At 36.8% G+C, this 19,025-nt stretch carries 22 protein-coding genes; 20 read left to right on the top strand and 2 right to left on the bottom strand.

Going from position 1 to position 19,025, the window contains the following annotated elements:
* The first annotated feature begins 193 nt into the window (after positions 1-193).
* From yqiS to RTP99_RS09930, 18 genes are all read left to right on the top strand, one after another.
* Positions 194-1,093, top strand: a complete 900-nt coding sequence (yqiS, locus tag RTP99_RS10015; protein ID WP_000763072.1) for a phosphate butyryltransferase — start codon at positions 194-196, stop codon at positions 1,091-1,093.
* Between the two features lie 35 nt (positions 1,094-1,128).
* The gene (locus tag RTP99_RS10010) at positions 1,129-2,229 is read left to right on the top strand and encodes a leucine dehydrogenase (protein WP_000171362.1); all 1,101 of its coding nucleotides are present in this window, start codon (positions 1,129-1,131) and stop codon (positions 2,227-2,229) included.
* An 87-nt stretch (positions 2,230-2,316) separates the two neighbouring features.
* Positions 2,317-3,420, top strand: coding sequence for a butyrate kinase (gene buk / locus RTP99_RS10005; protein ID WP_000056191.1), 1,104 nt, complete (start codon positions 2,317-2,319; stop codon positions 3,418-3,420).
* A 4-nt stretch (positions 3,421-3,424) separates the two neighbouring features.
* Positions 3,425-4,846: a dihydrolipoyl dehydrogenase gene (lpdA, locus tag RTP99_RS10000; RefSeq protein ID WP_001051288.1), complete on the top strand. Its 1,422-nt coding sequence runs from the start codon at positions 3,425-3,427 to the stop codon at positions 4,844-4,846.
* A gap of 27 nt (positions 4,847-4,873) precedes the next feature.
* Entirely contained in the window at positions 4,874-5,875 is a 1,002-nt protein-coding gene (gene bfmBAA / locus RTP99_RS09995) for a 3-methyl-2-oxobutanoate dehydrogenase subunit alpha (protein ID WP_000852554.1), read from the top strand.
* Between the two features lie 13 nt (positions 5,876-5,888).
* Positions 5,889-6,872: a 3-methyl-2-oxobutanoate dehydrogenase subunit beta gene (bfmBAB, locus tag RTP99_RS09990; protein WP_000290076.1), complete on the top strand. Its 984-nt coding sequence runs from the start codon at positions 5,889-5,891 to the stop codon at positions 6,870-6,872.
* Positions 6,873-6,887: 15 nt separating this feature from the next.
* On the top strand, positions 6,888-8,207 hold the full coding sequence (locus tag RTP99_RS09985) for a dihydrolipoamide acetyltransferase family protein (protein ID WP_000257678.1): 1,320 nt from the start codon (positions 6,888-6,890) through the stop codon (positions 8,205-8,207).
* A gap of 341 nt (positions 8,208-8,548) precedes the next feature.
* Entirely contained in the window at positions 8,549-9,727 is a 1,179-nt protein-coding gene (locus RTP99_RS09980; protein WP_000831204.1) for an FtsW/RodA/SpoVE family cell cycle protein, read from the top strand.
* Positions 9,728-9,833: 106 nt separating this feature from the next.
* Positions 9,834-10,538 carry a DUF421 domain-containing protein gene (locus RTP99_RS09975; protein ID WP_000550966.1) on the top strand — a complete coding sequence of 235 codons (705 nt, stop codon included), beginning with the start codon at positions 9,834-9,836 and terminating at the stop codon, positions 10,536-10,538.
* 69 nt (positions 10,539-10,607) lie between these two features.
* Positions 10,608-11,072: an NUDIX hydrolase gene (locus RTP99_RS09970; protein ID WP_011040653.1), complete on the top strand. Its 465-nt coding sequence runs from the start codon at positions 10,608-10,610 to the stop codon at positions 11,070-11,072.
* A 120-nt stretch (positions 11,073-11,192) separates the two neighbouring features.
* Positions 11,193-11,600, top strand: a complete 408-nt coding sequence (locus RTP99_RS09965; protein ID WP_000366594.1) for a YjdF family protein — start codon at positions 11,193-11,195, stop codon at positions 11,598-11,600.
* A gap of 143 nt (positions 11,601-11,743) precedes the next feature.
* Positions 11,744-12,157 (top strand): BrxA/BrxB family bacilliredoxin, encoded by a 414-nt coding sequence (locus RTP99_RS09960; RefSeq protein WP_001998211.1) that lies wholly within the window; start codon positions 11,744-11,746, stop codon positions 12,155-12,157.
* 295 nt (positions 12,158-12,452) lie between these two features.
* Complete coding sequence (locus tag RTP99_RS09955; protein ID WP_000735475.1) at positions 12,453-13,232, top strand: transporter substrate-binding domain-containing protein; 780 nt, start codon at positions 12,453-12,455, stop codon at positions 13,230-13,232.
* A gap of 36 nt (positions 13,233-13,268) precedes the next feature.
* Complete coding sequence (locus RTP99_RS09950) at positions 13,269-13,928, top strand: amino acid ABC transporter permease (protein WP_001046921.1); 660 nt, start codon at positions 13,269-13,271, stop codon at positions 13,926-13,928.
* Positions 13,921-14,643, top strand: coding sequence for an amino acid ABC transporter ATP-binding protein (locus tag RTP99_RS09945; RefSeq protein WP_000590225.1), 723 nt, complete (start codon positions 13,921-13,923; stop codon positions 14,641-14,643). The genes RTP99_RS09950 and RTP99_RS09945 overlap by 8 nt, the downstream gene beginning before the upstream one ends.
* 100 nt (positions 14,644-14,743) lie before the next feature.
* Positions 14,744-15,712 carry an aromatic acid exporter family protein gene (locus RTP99_RS09940; RefSeq protein ID WP_000472684.1) on the top strand — a complete coding sequence of 323 codons (969 nt, stop codon included), beginning with the start codon at positions 14,744-14,746 and terminating at the stop codon, positions 15,710-15,712.
* A 16-nt stretch (positions 15,713-15,728) separates the two neighbouring features.
* Positions 15,729-16,289, top strand: coding sequence for a L,D-transpeptidase (locus RTP99_RS09935; protein ID WP_001146556.1), 561 nt, complete (start codon positions 15,729-15,731; stop codon positions 16,287-16,289).
* A 66-nt stretch (positions 16,290-16,355) separates the two neighbouring features.
* Complete coding sequence (locus RTP99_RS09930) at positions 16,356-16,595, top strand: DUF3894 domain-containing protein (RefSeq protein WP_000281165.1); 240 nt, start codon at positions 16,356-16,358, stop codon at positions 16,593-16,595.
* Between the two features lie 72 nt (positions 16,596-16,667).
* On the opposite strand, the gene prli42 is transcribed toward RTP99_RS09930, so the two are convergent.
* Positions 16,668-16,760, bottom strand: coding sequence for a stressosome-associated protein Prli42 (gene prli42 / locus RTP99_RS09925; protein ID WP_000549038.1), 93 nt, complete (start codon positions 16,758-16,760; stop codon positions 16,668-16,670).
* 190 nt (positions 16,761-16,950) lie between these two features.
* On the opposite strand from prli42, the gene RTP99_RS09920 reads away from it, so the two are divergent.
* On the top strand, positions 16,951-17,496 hold the full coding sequence (locus RTP99_RS09920) for a GNAT family N-acetyltransferase (RefSeq protein ID WP_001993297.1): 546 nt from the start codon (positions 16,951-16,953) through the stop codon (positions 17,494-17,496).
* A 127-nt stretch (positions 17,497-17,623) separates the two neighbouring features.
* A complete protein-coding gene (locus RTP99_RS09915; protein WP_000609808.1) occupies positions 17,624-18,742 on the top strand; it encodes a tripeptidase T in 1,119 nt (372 codons plus the stop codon).
* A gap of 44 nt (positions 18,743-18,786) precedes the next feature.
* Here RTP99_RS09915 and RTP99_RS09910 read toward each other — a convergent pair whose 3' ends face one another.
* Complete coding sequence (locus RTP99_RS09910; protein WP_000842872.1) at positions 18,787-18,987, bottom strand: hypothetical protein; 201 nt, start codon at positions 18,985-18,987, stop codon at positions 18,787-18,789.
* Between the last annotated feature and the right edge of the window lie 38 nt (positions 18,988-19,025).

The raw sequence follows: 19,025 nt of genomic DNA, 5'->3' as shown, positions 1-19,025 counted from the left end.
TGCGTACCGTGCAATTTATTGCATGGTATACAAAAAGCGACAAAATAAGACAGAATCTTTTGTTATTTTCCAAAGTATTGATTTTACTGTGTTTTGAATGCGTTTTCATTATTGGTAAGACCACTTTAAAAAGTTGGCACGGTATTTGCTTAATAAAAAGACGAGGGACGACGGAAAGGGTTGATTACAAAATATGAAGTTAGAACACTTAATTGATCAAGCAGCAGGCCAGCCTAAAAAAACTGTGGCTGTAGCAGTAGCTGAAGATCATGAAGTAATTGAAGCTGTAGCGAAAGCAATTACATTACAGCTAGCTCAATTTCGTCTATATGGAAACCAAGAAAAAATAATGGGGATGTTACAAGAACATAATTTACAAACTTCAGAACATATTGAAGTGATTGCAGCACAGTCAAGTGCTGAGGCTGCAGAACTTTCTGTGAAAGCTGTAAGAAACGGCGAAGCAGATGTGCTCATGAAGGGAAACATCCCAACAGCAAATATTTTGAAAGCTGTATTAAATAAAGAGTGGGGACTTCGTAAAGGTAGCGTACTTTCACACGTTGCAGCATTTGAAGTTCCAAATTACGATCGTCTCATTTTTGTTACAGATGCAGCGATGAACATTGCACCTGATGTAACACAGAAAGCTGCTATTATACAGAATACTGTAGAAGTTGCCCGGGCAATAGGAATTGATTTGCCAAAGGTAGCACCAATTGCAGCGGTAGAGGTTGTGAATCCTGCGATGCAAGCGACAATTGATGCAGCGATGTTAACTCAAATGAATCGCCGCGGACAAATTAAAAATTGTGTCGTTGATGGACCACTTGCTTTAGATAATGCAGTATCACAAATTGCAGCAGAACATAAAGGCATAGTAAGTGATGTAGCAGGTAAGGCAGACATTTTACTCGTCCCAACGATTGAAGCTGGAAATGTGCTATATAAATCACTCGTATACTTTGCGGATGCAAAAGTAGGAGCAATGATTGCTGGCGCAAAAGCACCGATTGTTTTAACATCTCGTGCTGATTCAGCAGAAACAAAAGTATATTCATTAGCATTGGCAGTTGCGACTGCTTCAAAATAAACCAAATAGGGTAAAACAATTAGGGGGAAACGACAATGACATTAGAAATCTTCGAATACTTAGAAAAATATGATTATGAGCAAGTAGTATTTTGTCAAGATAAAGAATCTGGTTTAAAAGCAATCATTGCAATTCATGATACAACACTTGGACCAGCTCTTGGTGGAACAAGAATGTGGACATATGATTCTGAAGAAGCGGCGATTGAAGATGCATTGCGTCTTGCAAAAGGGATGACATACAAAAACGCAGCAGCTGGTTTAAACTTAGGTGGTGCGAAAACAGTAATTATCGGTGATCCACGTAAAGATAAGAGCGAAGCAATGTTCCGTGCATTAGGACGTTACATTCAAGGACTAAACGGACGTTACATTACAGCTGAAGATGTTGGTACAACAGTAGATGATATGGATATTATCCACGAAGAAACTGACTTTGTAACAGGTATTTCACCATCATTCGGTTCTTCTGGTAACCCATCTCCAGTAACTGCATACGGTGTGTATCGTGGTATGAAAGCTGCTGCGAAAGAAGCTTTCGGTACTGATAATTTAGAAGGAAAAGTAATTGCTGTTCAAGGTGTTGGTAACGTAGCATATCACCTATGCAAACATTTACACGCTGAAGGAGCAAAACTAATCGTTACAGATATTAATAAAGAAGCTGTACAACGTGCAGTAGAAGAATTCGGTGCAACAGCAGTTGAGCCAAATGAAATTTACGGTGTTGAATGTGATATTTACGCACCATGTGCATTAGGCGCAACAGTTAATGACGAAACTATCCCACAACTTAAAGCAAAAGTAATCGCTGGTTCTGCGAATAACCAATTAAAAGAAGATCGTCACGGCGACATCATTCATGAAATGGGTATCGTATACGCACCAGATTATGTAATTAATGCAGGTGGCGTAATTAACGTAGCAGACGAGTTATATGGATACAATAGAGAACGTGCATTAAAACGCGTTGAGTCAATTTATGACACAATTGCAAAAGTAATCGAAATTTCAAAACGCGATGGCATTGCAACTTATGTAGCAGCTGATCGTCTAGCTGAAGAGCGCATTGCAAGCTTGAAAAACTCTCGTAGCACATACTTACGCAACGGTCACGACATTATTAGCCGTCGCTAATCATTCATATATTACTTTTACAAAAGGTGTGGTTACCTCTTATGAGGTTTCCATCTCCTTTTGAATTTATTAGTGGAGGTAGCAACAGTGTCTTTAAATCGAATTCTTGTTATTAATCCGGGTAGTACATCCACAAAAATCGGTGTTTTTGATAATGAAAGACCCGTTTTAGAAGAAACTATTCGTCATGACGAAGAACAGATTGGAAAATATAAGCGAATTATTGACCAATATGAATTTCGTAAAGAAACGATCTTAGAAGTTCTACATTCTCACGGTATTAACATTTCAAAGTTAAACGCAGTTTGTGGACGCGGGGGATTACTTCGTCCAATCGAGGGCGGAACATACACAGTAAACGATGCGATGTTAGAAGATTTGAAAAATGGATTTAGCGGTCATCACGCTTCAAACCTTGGGGGCATTTTAGCATATGAAATTGCTTCTGGATTAAATATTCCGGCATTCATTGTAGACCCTGTCGTTGTAGATGAAATGGAGCCGGTTGCTCGTATAAGTGGTATCGCTGGTATGGAACGCAAAAGTATTTTCCATGCATTAAATCAAAAAGCAGTCGCTCGCAAAGTGGCTGAAGAATTAAACCACAAATATGAGGATTTAAATTTATTAGTTACACATATGGGCGGCGGTATTACAGTTGGTGCTCATAAAAAAGGAAAAGTTATCGATGTGAATAATGGTTTAAATGGAGAAGGACCATTTAGCCCAGAGCGTGCGGGTACAGTACCAGTAGGACAACTAGTTGAAATGTGTTTCTCTGGTGAGTATTACCGAGACGAAATGGTTAAAAAACTTGTCGGACAAGGTGGACTTGTAAGTCTTATTGGTACAAATGATGCGATTAAAGTAGAACAAATGGTTGAAAAAGGTGATCCTGAAGCAACTCTTATTTATAAAGCAATGGCGTATCAAGTTGCAAAAGAAATTGGTGGAGCTAGCGCTGTACTTCACGGGAAAATCGATGCAATTGTATTAACTGGTGGACTTGCTTACAGTAAAATTCTTGTTGATGAAATAAAAGAACGAGTAGACTGGATTGCAGATGTTATCGTACATCCAGGAGAAGATGAATTACAAGCATTAGCAGAAGGGGCACTTCGTGTACTACGTGAAGAAGAAGCTCCAAAAGAATATATTGTACGTGAAAAAGAAACGGTAGCTAGGGGTTGAGATAATGGCAAAAGAATATGATTTAGTCATCGTTGGCGGCGGTACTGGTGGATATGTTGCTGCTATTCGTGCATCACAACTAGGTTTAAAAACGGCACTTGTTGAAAAAGAAAATCTTGGTGGTACTTGTTTACACAAAGGATGTATTCCTAGTAAAGCCCTTTTACGTAGTGCGGAAGTATACGCAACTGCTAAGAAAAGTGAAGAGTTCGGGGTTATTGCAAGTAATGTAGAACTAAACTTTGCAAAAGTACAAGAGCGTAAAGAGAAGATTGTAACGCAACTTCATAAAGGTGTTCAGCACTTAATGAAACAAGGTAAAATTGATGTGTTTGAAGGTATTGGCCGTATTCTTGGTCCATCTATTTTCTCTCCGATGCCAGGGACAATTTCAGTTGAACTTGCAAGTGGAGAAGAGAATGAAATGTTAATTCCAAAAAATGTACTTATTGCAACAGGTTCTCGTCCAAATTCATTACCAGGTTTAGAATTAGACGGAGAGTACGTAATGTCTTCCGATCATGCCCTAAAAATGGAAACGCTTCCTAGTTCAATTATTATCGTTGGTGGCGGTGTAATCGGTATTGAGTGGGCATCTATGCTTGCTGACTTCGGTGTAGAAGTTACAGTATTAGAGTATGCGAAAACGATACTACCACTAGAAGATCAAGACGTTTCAAAAGAAATGCAACGTCTATTCAAGAAAAAAGGCATTAAAGTGGTAACTGGTGCAAAAGTATTACCAGAAACATTGGTAAAAGATAATGGAGTAACAATTCAAGCTGAACATAACGGTGAGAATAAAGAATTTAAAGCAGAAAAAATGCTTGTATCTGTAGGACGACAAGCCAATACGCAAAATATTGGTTTAGAGAATACGGATATCGTTGTGGAAAAAGGATACATTCAAACAAATGAGTTTTATCAAACGAAAGAATCTCATATTTACGCAATCGGTGATGTAATCGGTGGCTTACAGCTTGCTCACGTTGCTTCTCATGAAGGAATTGCTGCAGTAGAACATATTGCTGGTAAAGAAGTTACACCAATTGATTATTCTATGGTATCAAAATGCGTATATAGCAGTCCGGAAGTTGCTTCTGTCGGTTTAACAGAACAAGAAGCGAAAGAAAAAGGCTATAAGTTAAAAGTAGGTAAGTTCTCATTCCGTGCAATCGGGAAAGCGCTTGTATACGGCGAATCAGATGGTTTCGTAAAACTTGTAGTTGATGAAGAAACAAATGACATTCTCGGTGTTCATATGATTGGACCACATGTAACAGATATGATTTCTGAAGCTGGTCTTGCAAGAGTACTTGATGCAACACCTTGGGAAGTAGCACATACAATTCATCCGCATCCATCATTATCTGAGGCGATTGGTGAAGCAGCGTTAGCTGTAGATGGAAAAGCGTTACACGCATAAAAATGTGGATTTAGGAGGTTATGAAAAATGGCAGAAGTAAAAGAAAAGCGCCATGAAGAGCTTGGCTTAAGTGATGAGCAAGTATTAGAAATGTTCCGTACGATGTTACTTGCACGTAAAATCGACGAACGTATGTGGTTATTAAACCGTGCTGGTAAAATTCCATTCGTAATTTCTTGTCAAGGACAAGAGGCAGCACAAGTTGGAGCAGCATTCGCTCTTGATAGAGAGAAAGATTATGCATTACCATACTACCGTGATATGGGTGTTGTATTAGCGTTTGGTATGACAGCGAAAGAACTGATGCTATCTGGTTTCGCGAAAGCTGGAGATCCAAACTCTGGTGGTCGTCAAATGCCTGGTCACTTCGGCCAAAAGAAAAATCGTATTGTGACAGGTTCATCTCCAGTAACAACGCAAGTACCACATGCAGTTGGTATTGCATTAGCTGGAAAAATGGAAAAGAAAGATTTAGTAACGTTTGTTACATTCGGTGAAGGTTCTTCTAACCAAGGTGATTTCCATGAAGGTGCAAACTTTGCTGGCGTACACAAGTTACCTGTTATTTTCATGTGTGAAAATAATAAATACGCAATCTCTATTCCAGTTGAAAAACAATTAGCTTGTAAAAATGTATCAGATCGTGCAATTGGATACGGTATGCCTGGATATACAGTAGACGGAAACGATCCGCTTGCAGTATATAAAGCTGTAAAAGAAGCAGCAGACCGTGGCCGACGCGGTGAAGGCCCAACTTTAATTGAAACAGTATCATATCGTTTAACAGCACATTCAAGTGACGATGATGATCGTGTTTATCGTGATAAAGAAGAAGTAGAAGAAGCAAAGAAAAACGATTCAATTATAACATTTGCTGCTTATTTAAAAGAGGTTGGCGTGTTAACTGAGGAATCTGAAAAACAAATGCTAGACGAAATTATGCATATCGTAAACGAAGCAACAGAATATGCAGAAAATGCTCCGTATGCAGCACCTGAAGATGCATTGAAGCACGTATACGCAGAATAGGGGGGAACGTTTCATGGCTGTAATGTCTTATATTGATGCTATTACATTAGCAATGCGCGAGGAAATGGAACGCGATGAGAAAGTATTCGTTTTAGGTGAAGATGTTGGTAAAAAAGGTGGCGTGTTTAAAGCGACACACGGATTATATGATCAATTTGGTGAAGATCGTGCGCTAGATACACCACTTGCAGAATCTGCAATCGCTGGGGTCGCAATTGGTGCAGCAATGTATGGAATGCGTCCAATCGCTGAAATGCAGTTTGCGGATTTCATCATGCCAGCAGTAAACCAAATTGTTTCTGAGGCAGCAAAAATTCGTTACCGTTCTAATAATGATTGGACTTGTCCAATTACAGTTCGTGCGCCATTTGGTGGCGGTGTTCACGGTGCATTGTATCATTCACAATCTGTAGAAGCGATGTTTGCAAACCAACCTGGTTTAAAAATCGTTATCCCTTCTACACCATATGATGCAAAAGGCTTACTAAAAGCTGCAATTCGTGATGAAGATCCAGTATTATTCTTTGAGCATAAGCGTGCATATCGCTTAATTAAAGGTGAAGTGCCAGAAGATGATTACGTATTACCAATCGGAAAAGCAGATGTAAAACGTGAAGGTGATGATATTACTGTTATCACATACGGATTATGTGTTCATTTTGCTCTTCAAGCGGCTGAAAAGTTAGCACAAGATGGCATCTCTGCACACATTCTTGATTTACGTACTGTATATCCATTAGATAAAGAAGCAATCATTGAAGCAGCTTCTAAAACAGGTAAAGTTCTTCTTGTAACAGAAGACAATAAAGAAGGAAGTATTATGAGTGAAGTGGCAGCAATTATTGCTGAAAACTGTCTGTTTGATTTAGATGCACCAATCGCACGTCTTGCAGGGCCAGACGTTCCAGCAATGCCATATGCACCAACAATGGAAAAATTCTTTATGGTAAATCCAGATAAAGTTGAAAAAGCAATGCGTGAACTTGCGGAATTTTAATCGGGGGGACTATACATGGCTGTAGAAAATATTACAATGCCTCAGCTCGGGGAGAGCGTTACAGAGGGTACAATTAGTAAATGGCTCGTGAATGTTGGCGATCACGTAAACAAATATGATCCGCTTGCAGAAGTAATGACTGATAAAGTAAACGCTGAAGTACCATCTTCTTTCACTGGTATTGTGAAAGAGTTAATCGCTAGTGAAGGTGATACGTTAGCTGTAGGTGAAGTAGTTTGTGTAATTCAAGTAGAAGGCGCAGATGAAGTAGCGGCAACAGCTGTTGAGGAAAAAACAAAAGAAGAACCAAAGGCAGAAGTAGCTACGCCTGAAAAAGCACCGAAAGCAAAACAACCAACTGATGGAAAACCTCGTTTTTCACCAGCTGTGTTAAAACTTGCGGGTGAGCATAACGTTGATTTAGATCAAGTAGAAGGTACGGGGGCAAACGGCCGTATCACTCGTAAAGATATTTTAAAGCTAGTGGAATCTGGAAATATTCCGCAAGCAGGTGCGGCGAAGAAAGAGGAAGCGGTAGCAGCAGTAGTAGAAGCGCGTCCAGAAGCACCAAAAGCAGCGCCAGTAGCGCAAAAAGTAGAATCTGCGAAACCAGTTTCTGTACCAACAATGCCTGGCGATATCGAAATTCCAGTAACAGGTGTGCGTAAAGCAATCGCAGCGAACATGTTACGTAGTAAACACGAAGCGCCACACGCTTGGATGATGATTGAAGTAGATGTGACAAACCTTGTGTCATACCGTAATTCAATTAAAGGTGATTTCAAAAAGCGTGAAGGCTTTAACTTAACGTTCTTTGCTTTCTTCGTAAAAGCAGTAGCACAAGCGTTAAAAGAATACCCTCAAATTAATTCAATGTGGGCTGGCGATAAAATCGTTCAGAAGAAAGATATTAACCTTTCTATCGCTGTTGCAACAGAGGACGAACTATTTGTACCAGTAATTAAACATGCGGACGAGAAGACAATTAAAGGCATTGCTCGTGAAATTACAGAACTTGCAGGAAAAGTACGTACGAAATCGTTAAAAGCGGACGAAATGCAAGGCGGAACATTTACAATTAATAACACAGGATCATTCGGTTCTGTTCAATCTATGGGTATTATTAATTACCCACAAGCGGCTATTTTACAAGTTGAATCAATTGTAAAACGCCCAGTAATTATGGATAATGGCATGTTTGGTGCTCGTGACATGGTTAACTTATGTTTATCACTTGATCACCGTGTACTAGATGGCTTAATTTGTGGTAAGTTCTTAGGACGTGTAAAAGAAATTTTAGAAAATACGTCAGAAAATAATACATCTGTATATTAAATAAAAAGCTCGCTTATGCGAGCTTTTTATCATCCTATTTCTTCATCTACATCCTACTATATGTATAATACCTTTCCCAGTAATCTTACAATGAACGATTATGTATTAGGAATTTATGAAAATACATTGCTGATATATGGTATATGGATATAAAATAAGAAAAGAATAATTTTTTTGGCAAATCTTACTGATGAAACTGTAGTATAATATATTGTATTGTATGAAAAAGAGAGTTATTCTATATAAGTGTTTTATAGATAATGTGTAATCAGTCGTCAAAACATGAAGAATGTTGACTCCTGGTTTTTTATTTTGCTGTAACAATGTTTCAGGAGGATGTCATGAAAAGAAGTACCGAGTTTCTAAAAAGTTTAGATGTAAAATTAATATTAATTTTGTTAGCATTATGTGTTACGAGTATAGCTGCTATATATAGCAGTCAGCAAACTGGCCAATATGGAGAGTCAAACTTTGCAATGAAACAGGGTTTGAACTACATAATTGGGGTTGTATTGTTATTGCTTGTTGCAAGCATTGACTTAGATCAATTACAAAAATTGTCTTGGCCACTTTATATCGTTGGATTTGCTTCACTTATTCTTTTGAAAATACTACCGGTTTCCACTTTCACACCTGAAAAATTAGGTGCAAAAAGATGGTTTGTATTTCCGTTAGTTGGACAAATTCAACCATCTGAGTTTTTCAAAATTTCATTGCTTCTCGTGGTAGCAAGTATAGCAGTGAAACATAATGCGCAGTATATGGCAAGGACATTCCAAACGGACTTAAAATTAGTAGGTAAAATTGTACTAGTATCCCTCCCGCCTATTGCTGTTGTATATAGCCAACCGGATACAGGGATGGTGTTCTTATATGCTGCTGCCATTGCATGTATTTTATTCATGTCAGGTATTCAGAAGAAATTGATAGCGTTATGTACAGTTATTCCAGTCACTATACTATCTACGTTAATATTTATTTACGTAAGGTATGAGGATTTCTTCTTTAATAAGTTAGTTACGCTACTAAAACCGCACCAACAATCACGTATTTTAGGTTGGTTAGATCCATTTGAACATACAGATCAAGGTTATCAAACACAGCAATCAATTTTAGCTGTAGGTAGTGGCGGTATGGAAGGGAAAGGGTTTGGCGAAGGGAACGTTTATATCCCTGAGAAGCATACAGACTTTATTTTCGCTACAATTGCCGAAGAAGGTGGATTTATCGTAGCAGCGTTAGTTGTATTCTTGTTCCTATTACTATTATATAGAACAATTATTATCGGTTATTCTGCTGATAATTTATTCGGTACATTATTATGTGCTGGATCGATTGGGATATTAACGGTTCAAATATTCCAAAACATCGGTATGATCGTTGGATTAATGCCTGTAAAAGGGATTGCATTACCTTTCTTATCTTATGGGGGAAGTTCCTTATTCTCGAATATGATTATGATGGGGCTCATATTATCGGTACGGAAAACGTATAAAAAATATATGTTTTCAGTTAAGTAAAAAAAGCTGGTTCGTTTTTAAACGAACCAGCTTTTTTTACATATATACGCATAAACGTTGCAAACTAAAACGGACTAGCAGTTTGGGATGTAAGGAGTGCAAAGTGATGCATATGCATATTTTTGAGGGAGCACGGCATCTTTCTAATAGTGAATGGGTTATTCGGGCTATCATAGCATACATATTTTTAATATTAGTTGCGAAAGCAATGGGACAAAGATCCATCGCGCAACTTCGTTTTTTAGATGTTGTATTAGTGTTATTGCTTGGTGGGAATATTTCTAACGCATTGTCTGATGAAAAAGTAGGATTAATGGGCTCGATGATTACAACGTTTATACTCGTTGTACTTCATATTATAAGTTCAGTTTTAATGTTGAAATGGGATAGATGGAGACGCTTTTTAGAGCCAGCACCTATCATTCTTATACACAACGGCTCCATTGATTTTAGCAATTTGAAAAAAGCGAGAATTACGGTGGAATATTTATTTTCAGAACTTCGTATGCGAAATGTGAGCGATATTCAAACGATCAAATTAGCATTATGGGAAGCGAACGGTGTCGTTTCTATATTTCGGTATCCAGAATATGAGGCAGCTTCCCGGCTTGATCTAAAAGTGGCGGGAAAAAAATCTCCAGTCTCTTTTGTATTAGTAAAGGATGGGAGCATTCAGCAAGATGTTCTTGCTTTATTAGGGAAAACAGAAGAATGGGCGAGAGAATTTCTAGAGAAAAACGCAGAAGTTGAATCCATTTTGTTAGCTACAGTAGATGAAGCACATAAAATAAATATTTTGTTAAAAAAATGAAAAATATACGCATTTTGTCGTTTCATACATATGATACAATAGTGTGGACAACGAAAAAGGAGGGATACGATGGGATATGTAGAAGAATTACGGAAAATAGTTGGTCATCGCCCTTTAATTTTAGTTGGTGCTGTTGTACTCGTTATAAATGAAAATAGATATGTATTATTGCAACAAAGAACAGAGCCTTACGGAAAATGGGGGCTGCCTGGCGGATTAATGGAGCTTAGTGAATCCCCAGAAGAAACTGCTTTTCGTGAAGTATACGAAGAAACAGGAATAAGGGTGAAGAACCTACGATTAATCAATGTGTTTTCTGGAGCGAACTATTTTACAAAATTAGCAAACGGTGATGAATTTCAATCTGTAACGACTGCTTATTATACGGACGAATACGATGGAGATTTTGTTATGAACAAAGAAGAAGCGGTTCAGCTTAAATTCTTCCCACTAACAGAACTACCTGACTATATTGTTGGGTCGCATAAAAAAATGATTAGTGAATATATGAAGATTATGGAAAAAAAGATATAATAATAGTGAAAGAAATACAAAAACACAGTTCTGGTTGGTAGTCCAGACGCATGATTTCATGTCAGTAACCTTCCCCTCCGGGATGTCCCGTATTTCTAATTTTTTTAGGGGGGGCTGTCAATGGATTTGACAGTATATCACGATGGCCAATTTTTTGTTGGAATCATTACATGTAAAGAAAAAGGGAAGTTGTATGGAGCGAGGTATATTTTTGGAACGGAACCTTCAGACGAAGAAGTGCTTATATTTGTGAACGGTTCAATGTTAGCGTATTTTCAGCACTTTGCAAAATGTGGCGTGGAAGTGAAAGAAAAACAGCGTCCCAAAAATATAAAGCGGATCATACGACAAGCAGCAAAAGAAGTAAATGTAAACCGCTTTACTAAGGCGCAAGAGGCAATTAGCTTATCTTATGAACTGCATAAACAAGAAAAGAAAGTGCAATCTAAGGAGAAACGAGAGGCTGAAAAACAAAGAAGACGTTTAATCAAAGTACAAAAAGCAAAGCAAAAACATCGTGGTCATTAAGAAAAGGTGTTAGAGCAAGAGCTCTAACACCTTTTCTATGCTGAAATACAAGTAAACTTACTTGTATTTCATAAACATTAACTGGTAAGATACAAATAGGTAGTTTTAGAGGAGGGAAAAGATTGATTAATTTTAACTTTTTTATGAATGATGTTGTCCGCCAAGCGCGTGAAGAGATTGTCTCTGCTGGATATACAGAATTGACGACGCCAGAAGCAGTAGACGAAGCGTTTAAAAGAAATGGAACAACACTTGTAATGGTCAACTCTGTATGTGGTTGTGCAGGTGGTATTGCTCGTCCTGCTGCTGCGCATTCTGTACATTATGATAAACGTCCTAACCACCTTGTAACGGTGTTTGCAGGTCAAGATAAAGAAGCGACAGCAAGAGCTCGTGAATATTTCGAAGGGTACCCACCATCTTCTCCATCATTTGCTTTATTAAAAGATGGAAAAATTGTAACGATGGTAGAGCGTCATGAAATTGAAGGTCATGAACCGATGCAAGTTATTGCAAAACTACAATCGTATTTCGAAGAGAATTGTGAAGAACTATAATCAGTAGAGGTGGTTCATCCCAACTGATTATAAGTCCTTATAAAAATAAATGAAAAGGCGGTACGTCCACACTCAAGTGGATGTACCGCCTTTTTTTATTTCGTATTAAAATTTGTGGGATATGCATGGTTCTATTATTTTATGCATCTTTTTATACATGAATAACGGTATTTTCACTTGGTTTATATTTATTTTTATTTTATATATTGCATAAAAATAAAAGTGCTGATACAATACAAACATCGAATAAATATTCTATTAAACTTTTAAATATACATTATTAGGGGGAAGAAAGATGAAGAAGTTATTATCAATATCGTTTGCACTTATTTTGATTGTAAGTATGTTTAGTGCTTGTAGTAATGGGGAAGAAAAGGCTACTGGAAAAAATAAAAAAGTACTGGTTATGGGGACTTCAGCAGATTATAAACCGTATGAATACGTAGAAGCTTCAAAAAGTGATGAAATTATCGGCTTTGATGTTGATGTTGCTAAATATATCGGAAAAGAACTTGGTTATGAAGTGAAAGTGAAAGATATGGATTTTGGTGGTTTATTAGCATCTCTTAGCTCAGGAAAAGTTGATTTCGTAATGGCAGGTATGACGCCAACTGCAGAGCGTAAAAATAATGTTGATTTCACAGATATTTATTTCGTTGCGAAAAACATGGTCGTTTCTAAAAAGGATTCTAACATTCAATCTGTAGAGGATTTAAAAGGGAAAAAAGTAGGGGTACAAACAGGATCAATTCAAGAAGAGAAAGCAGCAGAATTTAAAAAACAAGTAGATTTCAAAGTTGAGGGACGTGACCGTATACCAGAAATCGTACAAGAAATTAAAGCTGGTCGTTTTGACGCTGCAATTATAGAAGATACAGTTGCTAAAAATTATTTAGAAAAAATGAAAGAATTACAAGGAATTGAAATTAAAGAAGCACCAGAAGAAGTAGGAGCAGCAATTGCCCTTCCGAAAAACAGTGACAAAACAGCTGAATTTAATAAAGTAATTAAAAAAATGCAAGAAAATGGAGAAATGGATAAATTAGTGAAGAAATGGTTTGGCAGCGAAAAATAAGCTGCCTTTCACTTTTCTGTGAGGGGAATGAAAAGAATGAACTTAGATTTTTCGGCGATTACGCCTTCGATACCGTATATATTAAAAGGTCTAGAAGTTACTTTGAAAATTGTAGCAGTATCAGCTTTAGCAGGGTTTCTTTTAGGGACGTTATTAGCACTTTGCAAAATTGCTAGAATACGAGCGTTAAATATAGCGGCAGACCTTTATACATCAATTTTCCGTGGTACACCACTTGTATTGCAATTAATGATTATTTATTTCGGTGTCCCGCAAATAATTGGTTATGAAATACCGGCATTCTTAGCAGCTGTACTTGCATTTAGCTTAAATTCAGGTGCATATATGTCAGAAGTAATCCGTGCCGGCATTCAAGCGGTTGATAAAGGACAAACAGAAGCGGCGATGGCTTTAGGAATTCCATACGGAAAAATGATGCGAAATATCATTTTTCCTCAAGCTTTAAAAAATATATTACCGGCACTTGTAAACGAGTTTGCGACACTTACGAAAGAATCGGCTGTAGTAACAGTAATAGGCGCAACGGATTTAATGCGCCGTGCTTACATCGTAGGCGGGGAGACATTTAAATATCTTGAACCATTACTTTTTGTTGGACTCATTTATTATATGCTAGTCATTATTCTTACATTAGTCGGGAAGGCAATTGAAGGGAGAATGAAGAAAAGTGATTAAAATTGAAAACCTTCATAAATCATTTGGAAAAAACGAAGTATTAAAAGGAATTACAACAACGATTGGAAAAGGGGAAGTAGTAGCGATTATTGGACCGTCTGGATCAGGGAAATCAACATTTTTACGTTGTATGAATGTGTTAGAAGCACCGACAAATGGTCACATTTGGATTGGAACGGAAGAAGTAACGAATCCGAAAACGAATATTATGCACGTCCGTGAAAATGTCGGAATGGTATTTCAGCATTTCCACCTATTTCCTCATATGACTGTATTAGAAAATATTACGTATGCTCCTATCAATGTAAAAGGAGTAACGAAACAAGAAGCTGAAAAGAAAGCCGAAAAACTTTTAGAAAAGGTCGGCTTATTAGATAAAAAAGATACGTATCCGAATCGTCTTTCTGGCGGACAAAAGCAACGTGTAGCAATTGCAAGAGCGTTAGCAATGGAACCAGAAGTAATGTTATTTGATGAACCGACATCAGCACTAGATCCAGAGATGGTAAAAGAAGTGCTAGAAGTTATGAAATCATTAGTTACGACAGGAATGACAATGGCAATTGTTACACATGAAATGGGATTTGCAAAAGAAGTAGCAGATCGTGTTCTCTTTTTAGATGGTGGAAAACTTGTAGAAGATAGTGCGCCAGCAGAATTTTTTGCAGCACCGAAAAGTGAGCGTGCACAACAATTTTTACAAAAAATATTGTAATATGTAAAGGATACGTGAATAATAAGTAGAAAAGGATGACATTGTGTCATCCTTTTTTTATACTAACTGTAAATACGTTTATACATATAGGAGCAATGCTATGTTCAAAATTGGATACCGTACAGTAAAAACAGCAATAGGGACAGGCGCAGCCGTTTTTATTGCTCAGTTATTAGGATTAGAATTTTATAGTTCAGCGGGTATTTTAGTTATATTATGTGTACAAAATACGAAACGTAAATCACTTCAAGTATCGTTACATCGTTTTTTAGCTTGTGTATTATCAATGGTGTTCGCATTTTGTATTTTTGAGACAATTGGATATACACCACTAGCAATTAGCGTATTATTACTTACATTTATTCCGACTGCAGTTATGCTTAAAATTCAAGAAGGTATTGTTACGAGTTCAGTTATTGTGATGCATCTATATTCATTGAAACAAATTACATGGCTTATTGTTGGAAATGAAATTGCGATATTAACGATAGGGATTAGCGTGGCTCTCTTAGTGAATATGTATATGCCAAGTAGTGAAAATAAACTAAAAGAGTATCAAGATAAAATAGAAAGTAATTTTAAAACGATTTTGTTTGAAATGGTTGTGTATTTACGAAATCGAGAAAGTAGTTGGAGCGGGGCAGAACTTATTGAAACTGAACAGATGCTAAATGAAGCTAGAGATTTATCGTTTAAGAAACTTGAGAATGCATTTATGCGAGAAGATGACTATTACTATCGTTATTTTAATATGCGCATGCAACAATTCGAAATTTTAGAGCGAATGATTCCGTTAGCAGCTTCTTTATCGTGGACATATGAACAAGCTGACATGATTGCCGATGTGGTTGAAAACATTAGTAATGCTATTAGCCCTCAGAGTACCGGGGTTATTTCTTTAAGACAGCTTCAAGAAATGAGAGAATTATTTAGAGAGATGCCATTGCCGGCTACACGTGAAGAATTTGAGATACGTGCGAAACTTGTTCAACTTGTATACGAAATGGAACAATATTTACTCATTAAAAGTCGTTTTAAGGGAAAGGATAATATAAAAGAACTTATATAGAAGGTAGGAATTATTTATGCCGTATCTTCTCTCTTTCCTATTATGTCTTTCTTTATCGCCTATTTGGCCCCTTGGTGATAATCCACGTGCCGGTGATCCTTTTATTATTGTAAATAAAGCGACGAATAAACTAGCTTATATTGACGATGGGAAGATTCAAAAGGTTTTTCCAGTCGCGACAGGAAAAACAAATGAATTAACCCCAGAGGGAACTTTTGATATTGTAATGAAAGCAAAGGATCCGTATTATATTGCAAAGGATATTCCAGGGGGATCACCGAAAAATCCACTTGGATCTAGGTGGATGGGATTTAATGCACGAGGAACTGATGGGAGTAAATATGGAATACATGGAACAAACCAACCGAGTTCAATTGGAAAGTATATTTCACAAGGGTGTATAAGAATGAAGAAAAATGATGTGGAGTATTTATTTGATCGTATTCCAATTGGAACGAAAGTGTGGATTGTAAAATCGAAAAAATCATTTCAGCAATTGGCAAAAGAAAAAGGAGCCATTGCATATGAAAAAGCCAACGAAAAAGTTGGTTTTTTCTATTGTAATAAGTTGTCTTGACATGTGTACATAACCATGCGTTAATGAGAGTATAGAAAGATCAAATTAGATAAAGGAGTTGCTCATATGTACTTGAATCCAAAACTTTCGTATATGCAGTTTTTTATGGGATTTCTATTTATTATTACATTCATATTGGCAACTTTTAATATATGTTCTTATCTTGTAGCGATTGTATGTATGGCATTACTTAATCTTACTTTTGTTATTGGGGCATTTCAGCAGAAACAATATACAAGTTTTGTGATAGCACTTGTAATGTCATTTTCCTTTAGCATTGTAGCGATTGTGCTTTACATAAAATAAACCATCTCGATTTCGAGATGGTTTATTTTATTATGTGTAAAAAGTAAAAAAAGGACGAACAGATCGTCCTTTTTACCAAAACATACTTGCGCCAGCAAGTAATGTTGTTACAAGCATAGAAATTAGCATTACATAAATCATAACTTTTTGAGCTTTTTTATGCATCGTTAAACCTCCTTGCAAATCAGTACAATATCATTGTAACGAGAAATGATATTGTGAACAAGGGGGAGAGAAATGACAAAATTCGAGAAGTGTGTGTAAAGTATAACAGGAAATTTGTATGTACGTAGAGAATATATAAAAATGATAGGGTATAAGTTTTTTGTTATGCAAGCTGAAGAATGGAGATACGATGATGAAAATATATGAAACAAATCGTTTACATTTAAGGGAAATTGATGAGTCGTATGCTGAAAAAGTTCTTCAATATTACGACAGAAATCGTGAATTTTTAAAAGCCTGGGAAGAGTATAGACCGGATGATTTTTTTACGTTAGATTATCAAAAGAAAAAGTTACAAAAGGATAGAAAAGAGATCGCAGAAGGTAAAATCATCAGGCTTTGGATTTTTAAAAAAGGTGATGATACGAAAATAATTGGATGTATTTCATTTAATTTAATTGTTCGTGGAATTTACCAATCTTGTGTACTCGGCTATAAATTAGATAAGGAAGAGTTAAACAAAGGTTATACGACAGAAGCGCTTAGAAAAGCGATTCAAGTTGCTTTTGAGGAATTTCAATTACATCGTATAGAAGCACCGATTATGCCACGAAATTTAGCATCTATACAAGTCGTGACGAAGATAGGTTTTCAGTATGAGGGCGTGTCTAGGAAGATGTTAATGGTTAATGGAGTGTGGGAAGATCATATGCGCTGGGTATTGTTAAATGAGTAATAGAAAGCAGATGGTTATCTAGACATATAAACCGTCTGTTTTTTGTCTTGTATTTCGAAACTTTTGCGAAATTCTGTTATAATTAATAGTGTTACATACATAATGGTAGTGCAGGAGGCGCAGTCTTATGATTAATCAAGAACGTTTAGTAAATGAATTTATGGAGTTAGTACAAGTAGATTCTGAAACGAAATTTGAAGCAGAAATTTGCAAAGTATTAACAAAGAAATTTACAGATTTAGGTGTAGAAGTATTTGAAGATGACACAATGGCTGTTACTGGGCATGGTGCAGGTAACTTAATTTGTACATTACCAGCAACAAAAGATGGTGTTGATACAATTTACTTTACTTCTCATATGGATACAGTAGTTCCTGGTAATGGAATTAAGCCTTCTATTAAAGATGGATATATCGTATCAGATGGTACTACGATTTTAGGTGCAGATGATAAAGCAGGATTAGCATCCATGTTCGAAGCAATCCGTGTTTTAAAAGAGAAAAATATCCCTCATGGTACAATTGAATTTATTATTACAGTTGGAGAAGAATCTGGTCTTGTTGGTGCAAAAGCATTAGATCGTGAGCGCATTACTGCGAAATACGGTTATGCATTAGATAGCGATGGAAAAGTTGGTGAAATCGTTGTTGCAGCTCCAACACAAGCGAAAGTGAATGCGATTATTCGCGGGAAAACAGCTCATGCTGGTGTAGCACCAGAAAAAGGTGTATCTGCAATTACTATCGCAGCGAAAGCAATTGCGAAAATGCCACTTGGCCGTATTGATTCTGAAACAACTGCAAATATTGGACGTTTTGAAGGTGGTACACAAACGAATATCGTTTGCGATCACGTACAAATCTTTGCAGAAGCGCGTTCTTTAATCAATGAAAAAATGGAAGCGCAAGTTGCGAAAATGAAAGAAGCATTTGAAACAACTGCAAAAGAAATGGGCGGTCATGCAGACGTTGAAGTAAACGTTATGTATCCAGGATTTAAATTTGCTGATGGCGATCACGTTGTAGAAGTTGCAAAACGTGCAGCTGAAAAAATTGGTCGTACACCTTCTCTTCACCAAAGTGGTGGCGGAAGTGATGCAAACGTAATTGCAGGACACGGCATTCCAACAGTTAACTTAGCAGTTGGTTATGAAGAAATTCATACAACAAATGAAAAGATTCCTGTTGAAGAATTAGCGAAAACAGCAGAATTAGTTGTTGCAATTATTGAAGAAGTAGCGAAGTAATGTAATAGAAAAAGCGTGTAAATCACAACTGATTTACACGCTTTTTATTTTGATTCGATTACTTTTACAAGGCGGATAAGCCAATACAAGAAAATCCATGGCAGTATGTAAGTTGTTACTACATGGACTAGGCGAGGGAGAAAACCAGCTATGTTAATATCAAAAATAGGAAGAAGTAAATAATTGATTGCGACGATTAGTATAATTACGAGAAACGTATAATTGAGTTTATCAGTCGATTTCATAATAATCACCCCTGATTACAAATATATCCACTTTGTTT

Origin of the sequence: Bacillus sp. (in: firmicutes) (assembly GCF_031983925.1) — a bacterium.
GTDB lineage: Bacteria > Bacillota > Bacilli > Bacillales > Bacillaceae_G > Bacillus_A > Bacillus_A pacificus.
Note: the sequence above shows the minus strand (reverse complement) of the source record. Positions and strands in the feature narration are given on the sequence as shown.

Coding starts and splice junctions, on each gene's coding strand:
- prli42 (WP_000549038.1), bottom strand. CDS start 16,760: ATGCATAAAAAAGCTCAAAAAGTTATGATTTATGTAATGCTAATTTCT.
- RTP99_RS10010 (WP_000171362.1), top strand. CDS start 1,129: ATGACATTAGAAATCTTCGAATACTTAGAAAAATATGATTATGAGCAA.
- bfmBAA (WP_000852554.1), top strand. CDS start 4,874: ATGGCAGAAGTAAAAGAAAAGCGCCATGAAGAGCTTGGCTTAAGTGAT.
- RTP99_RS09935 (WP_001146556.1), top strand. CDS start 15,729: ATGCCGTATCTTCTCTCTTTCCTATTATGTCTTTCTTTATCGCCTATT.
- RTP99_RS09985 (WP_000257678.1), top strand. CDS start 6,888: ATGGCTGTAGAAAATATTACAATGCCTCAGCTCGGGGAGAGCGTTACA.
- yqiS (WP_000763072.1), top strand. CDS start 194: ATGAAGTTAGAACACTTAATTGATCAAGCAGCAGGCCAGCCTAAAAAA.
- RTP99_RS09960 (WP_001998211.1), top strand. CDS start 11,744: ATGAATGATGTTGTCCGCCAAGCGCGTGAAGAGATTGTCTCTGCTGGA.
- RTP99_RS09930 (WP_000281165.1), top strand. CDS start 16,356: ATGTACTTGAATCCAAAACTTTCGTATATGCAGTTTTTTATGGGATTT.
- bfmBAB (WP_000290076.1), top strand. CDS start 5,889: ATGGCTGTAATGTCTTATATTGATGCTATTACATTAGCAATGCGCGAG.
- RTP99_RS09915 (WP_000609808.1), top strand. CDS start 17,624: ATGATTAATCAAGAACGTTTAGTAAATGAATTTATGGAGTTAGTACAA.
- RTP99_RS09980 (WP_000831204.1), top strand. CDS start 8,549: ATGAAAAGAAGTACCGAGTTTCTAAAAAGTTTAGATGTAAAATTAATA.
- RTP99_RS09950 (WP_001046921.1), top strand. CDS start 13,269: ATGAACTTAGATTTTTCGGCGATTACGCCTTCGATACCGTATATATTA.
- RTP99_RS09975 (WP_000550966.1), top strand. CDS start 9,834: ATGCATATGCATATTTTTGAGGGAGCACGGCATCTTTCTAATAGTGAA.
- RTP99_RS09970 (WP_011040653.1), top strand. CDS start 10,608: ATGGGATATGTAGAAGAATTACGGAAAATAGTTGGTCATCGCCCTTTA.
- RTP99_RS09920 (WP_001993297.1), top strand. CDS start 16,951: ATGATGAAAATATATGAAACAAATCGTTTACATTTAAGGGAAATTGAT.
- lpdA (WP_001051288.1), top strand. CDS start 3,425: ATGGCAAAAGAATATGATTTAGTCATCGTTGGCGGCGGTACTGGTGGA.
- RTP99_RS09910 (WP_000842872.1), bottom strand. CDS start 18,987: ATGAAATCGACTGATAAACTCAATTATACGTTTCTCGTAATTATACTA.
- RTP99_RS09965 (WP_000366594.1), top strand. CDS start 11,193: ATGGATTTGACAGTATATCACGATGGCCAATTTTTTGTTGGAATCATT.
- RTP99_RS09940 (WP_000472684.1), top strand. CDS start 14,744: ATGTTCAAAATTGGATACCGTACAGTAAAAACAGCAATAGGGACAGGC.
- RTP99_RS09955 (WP_000735475.1), top strand. CDS start 12,453: ATGAAGAAGTTATTATCAATATCGTTTGCACTTATTTTGATTGTAAGT.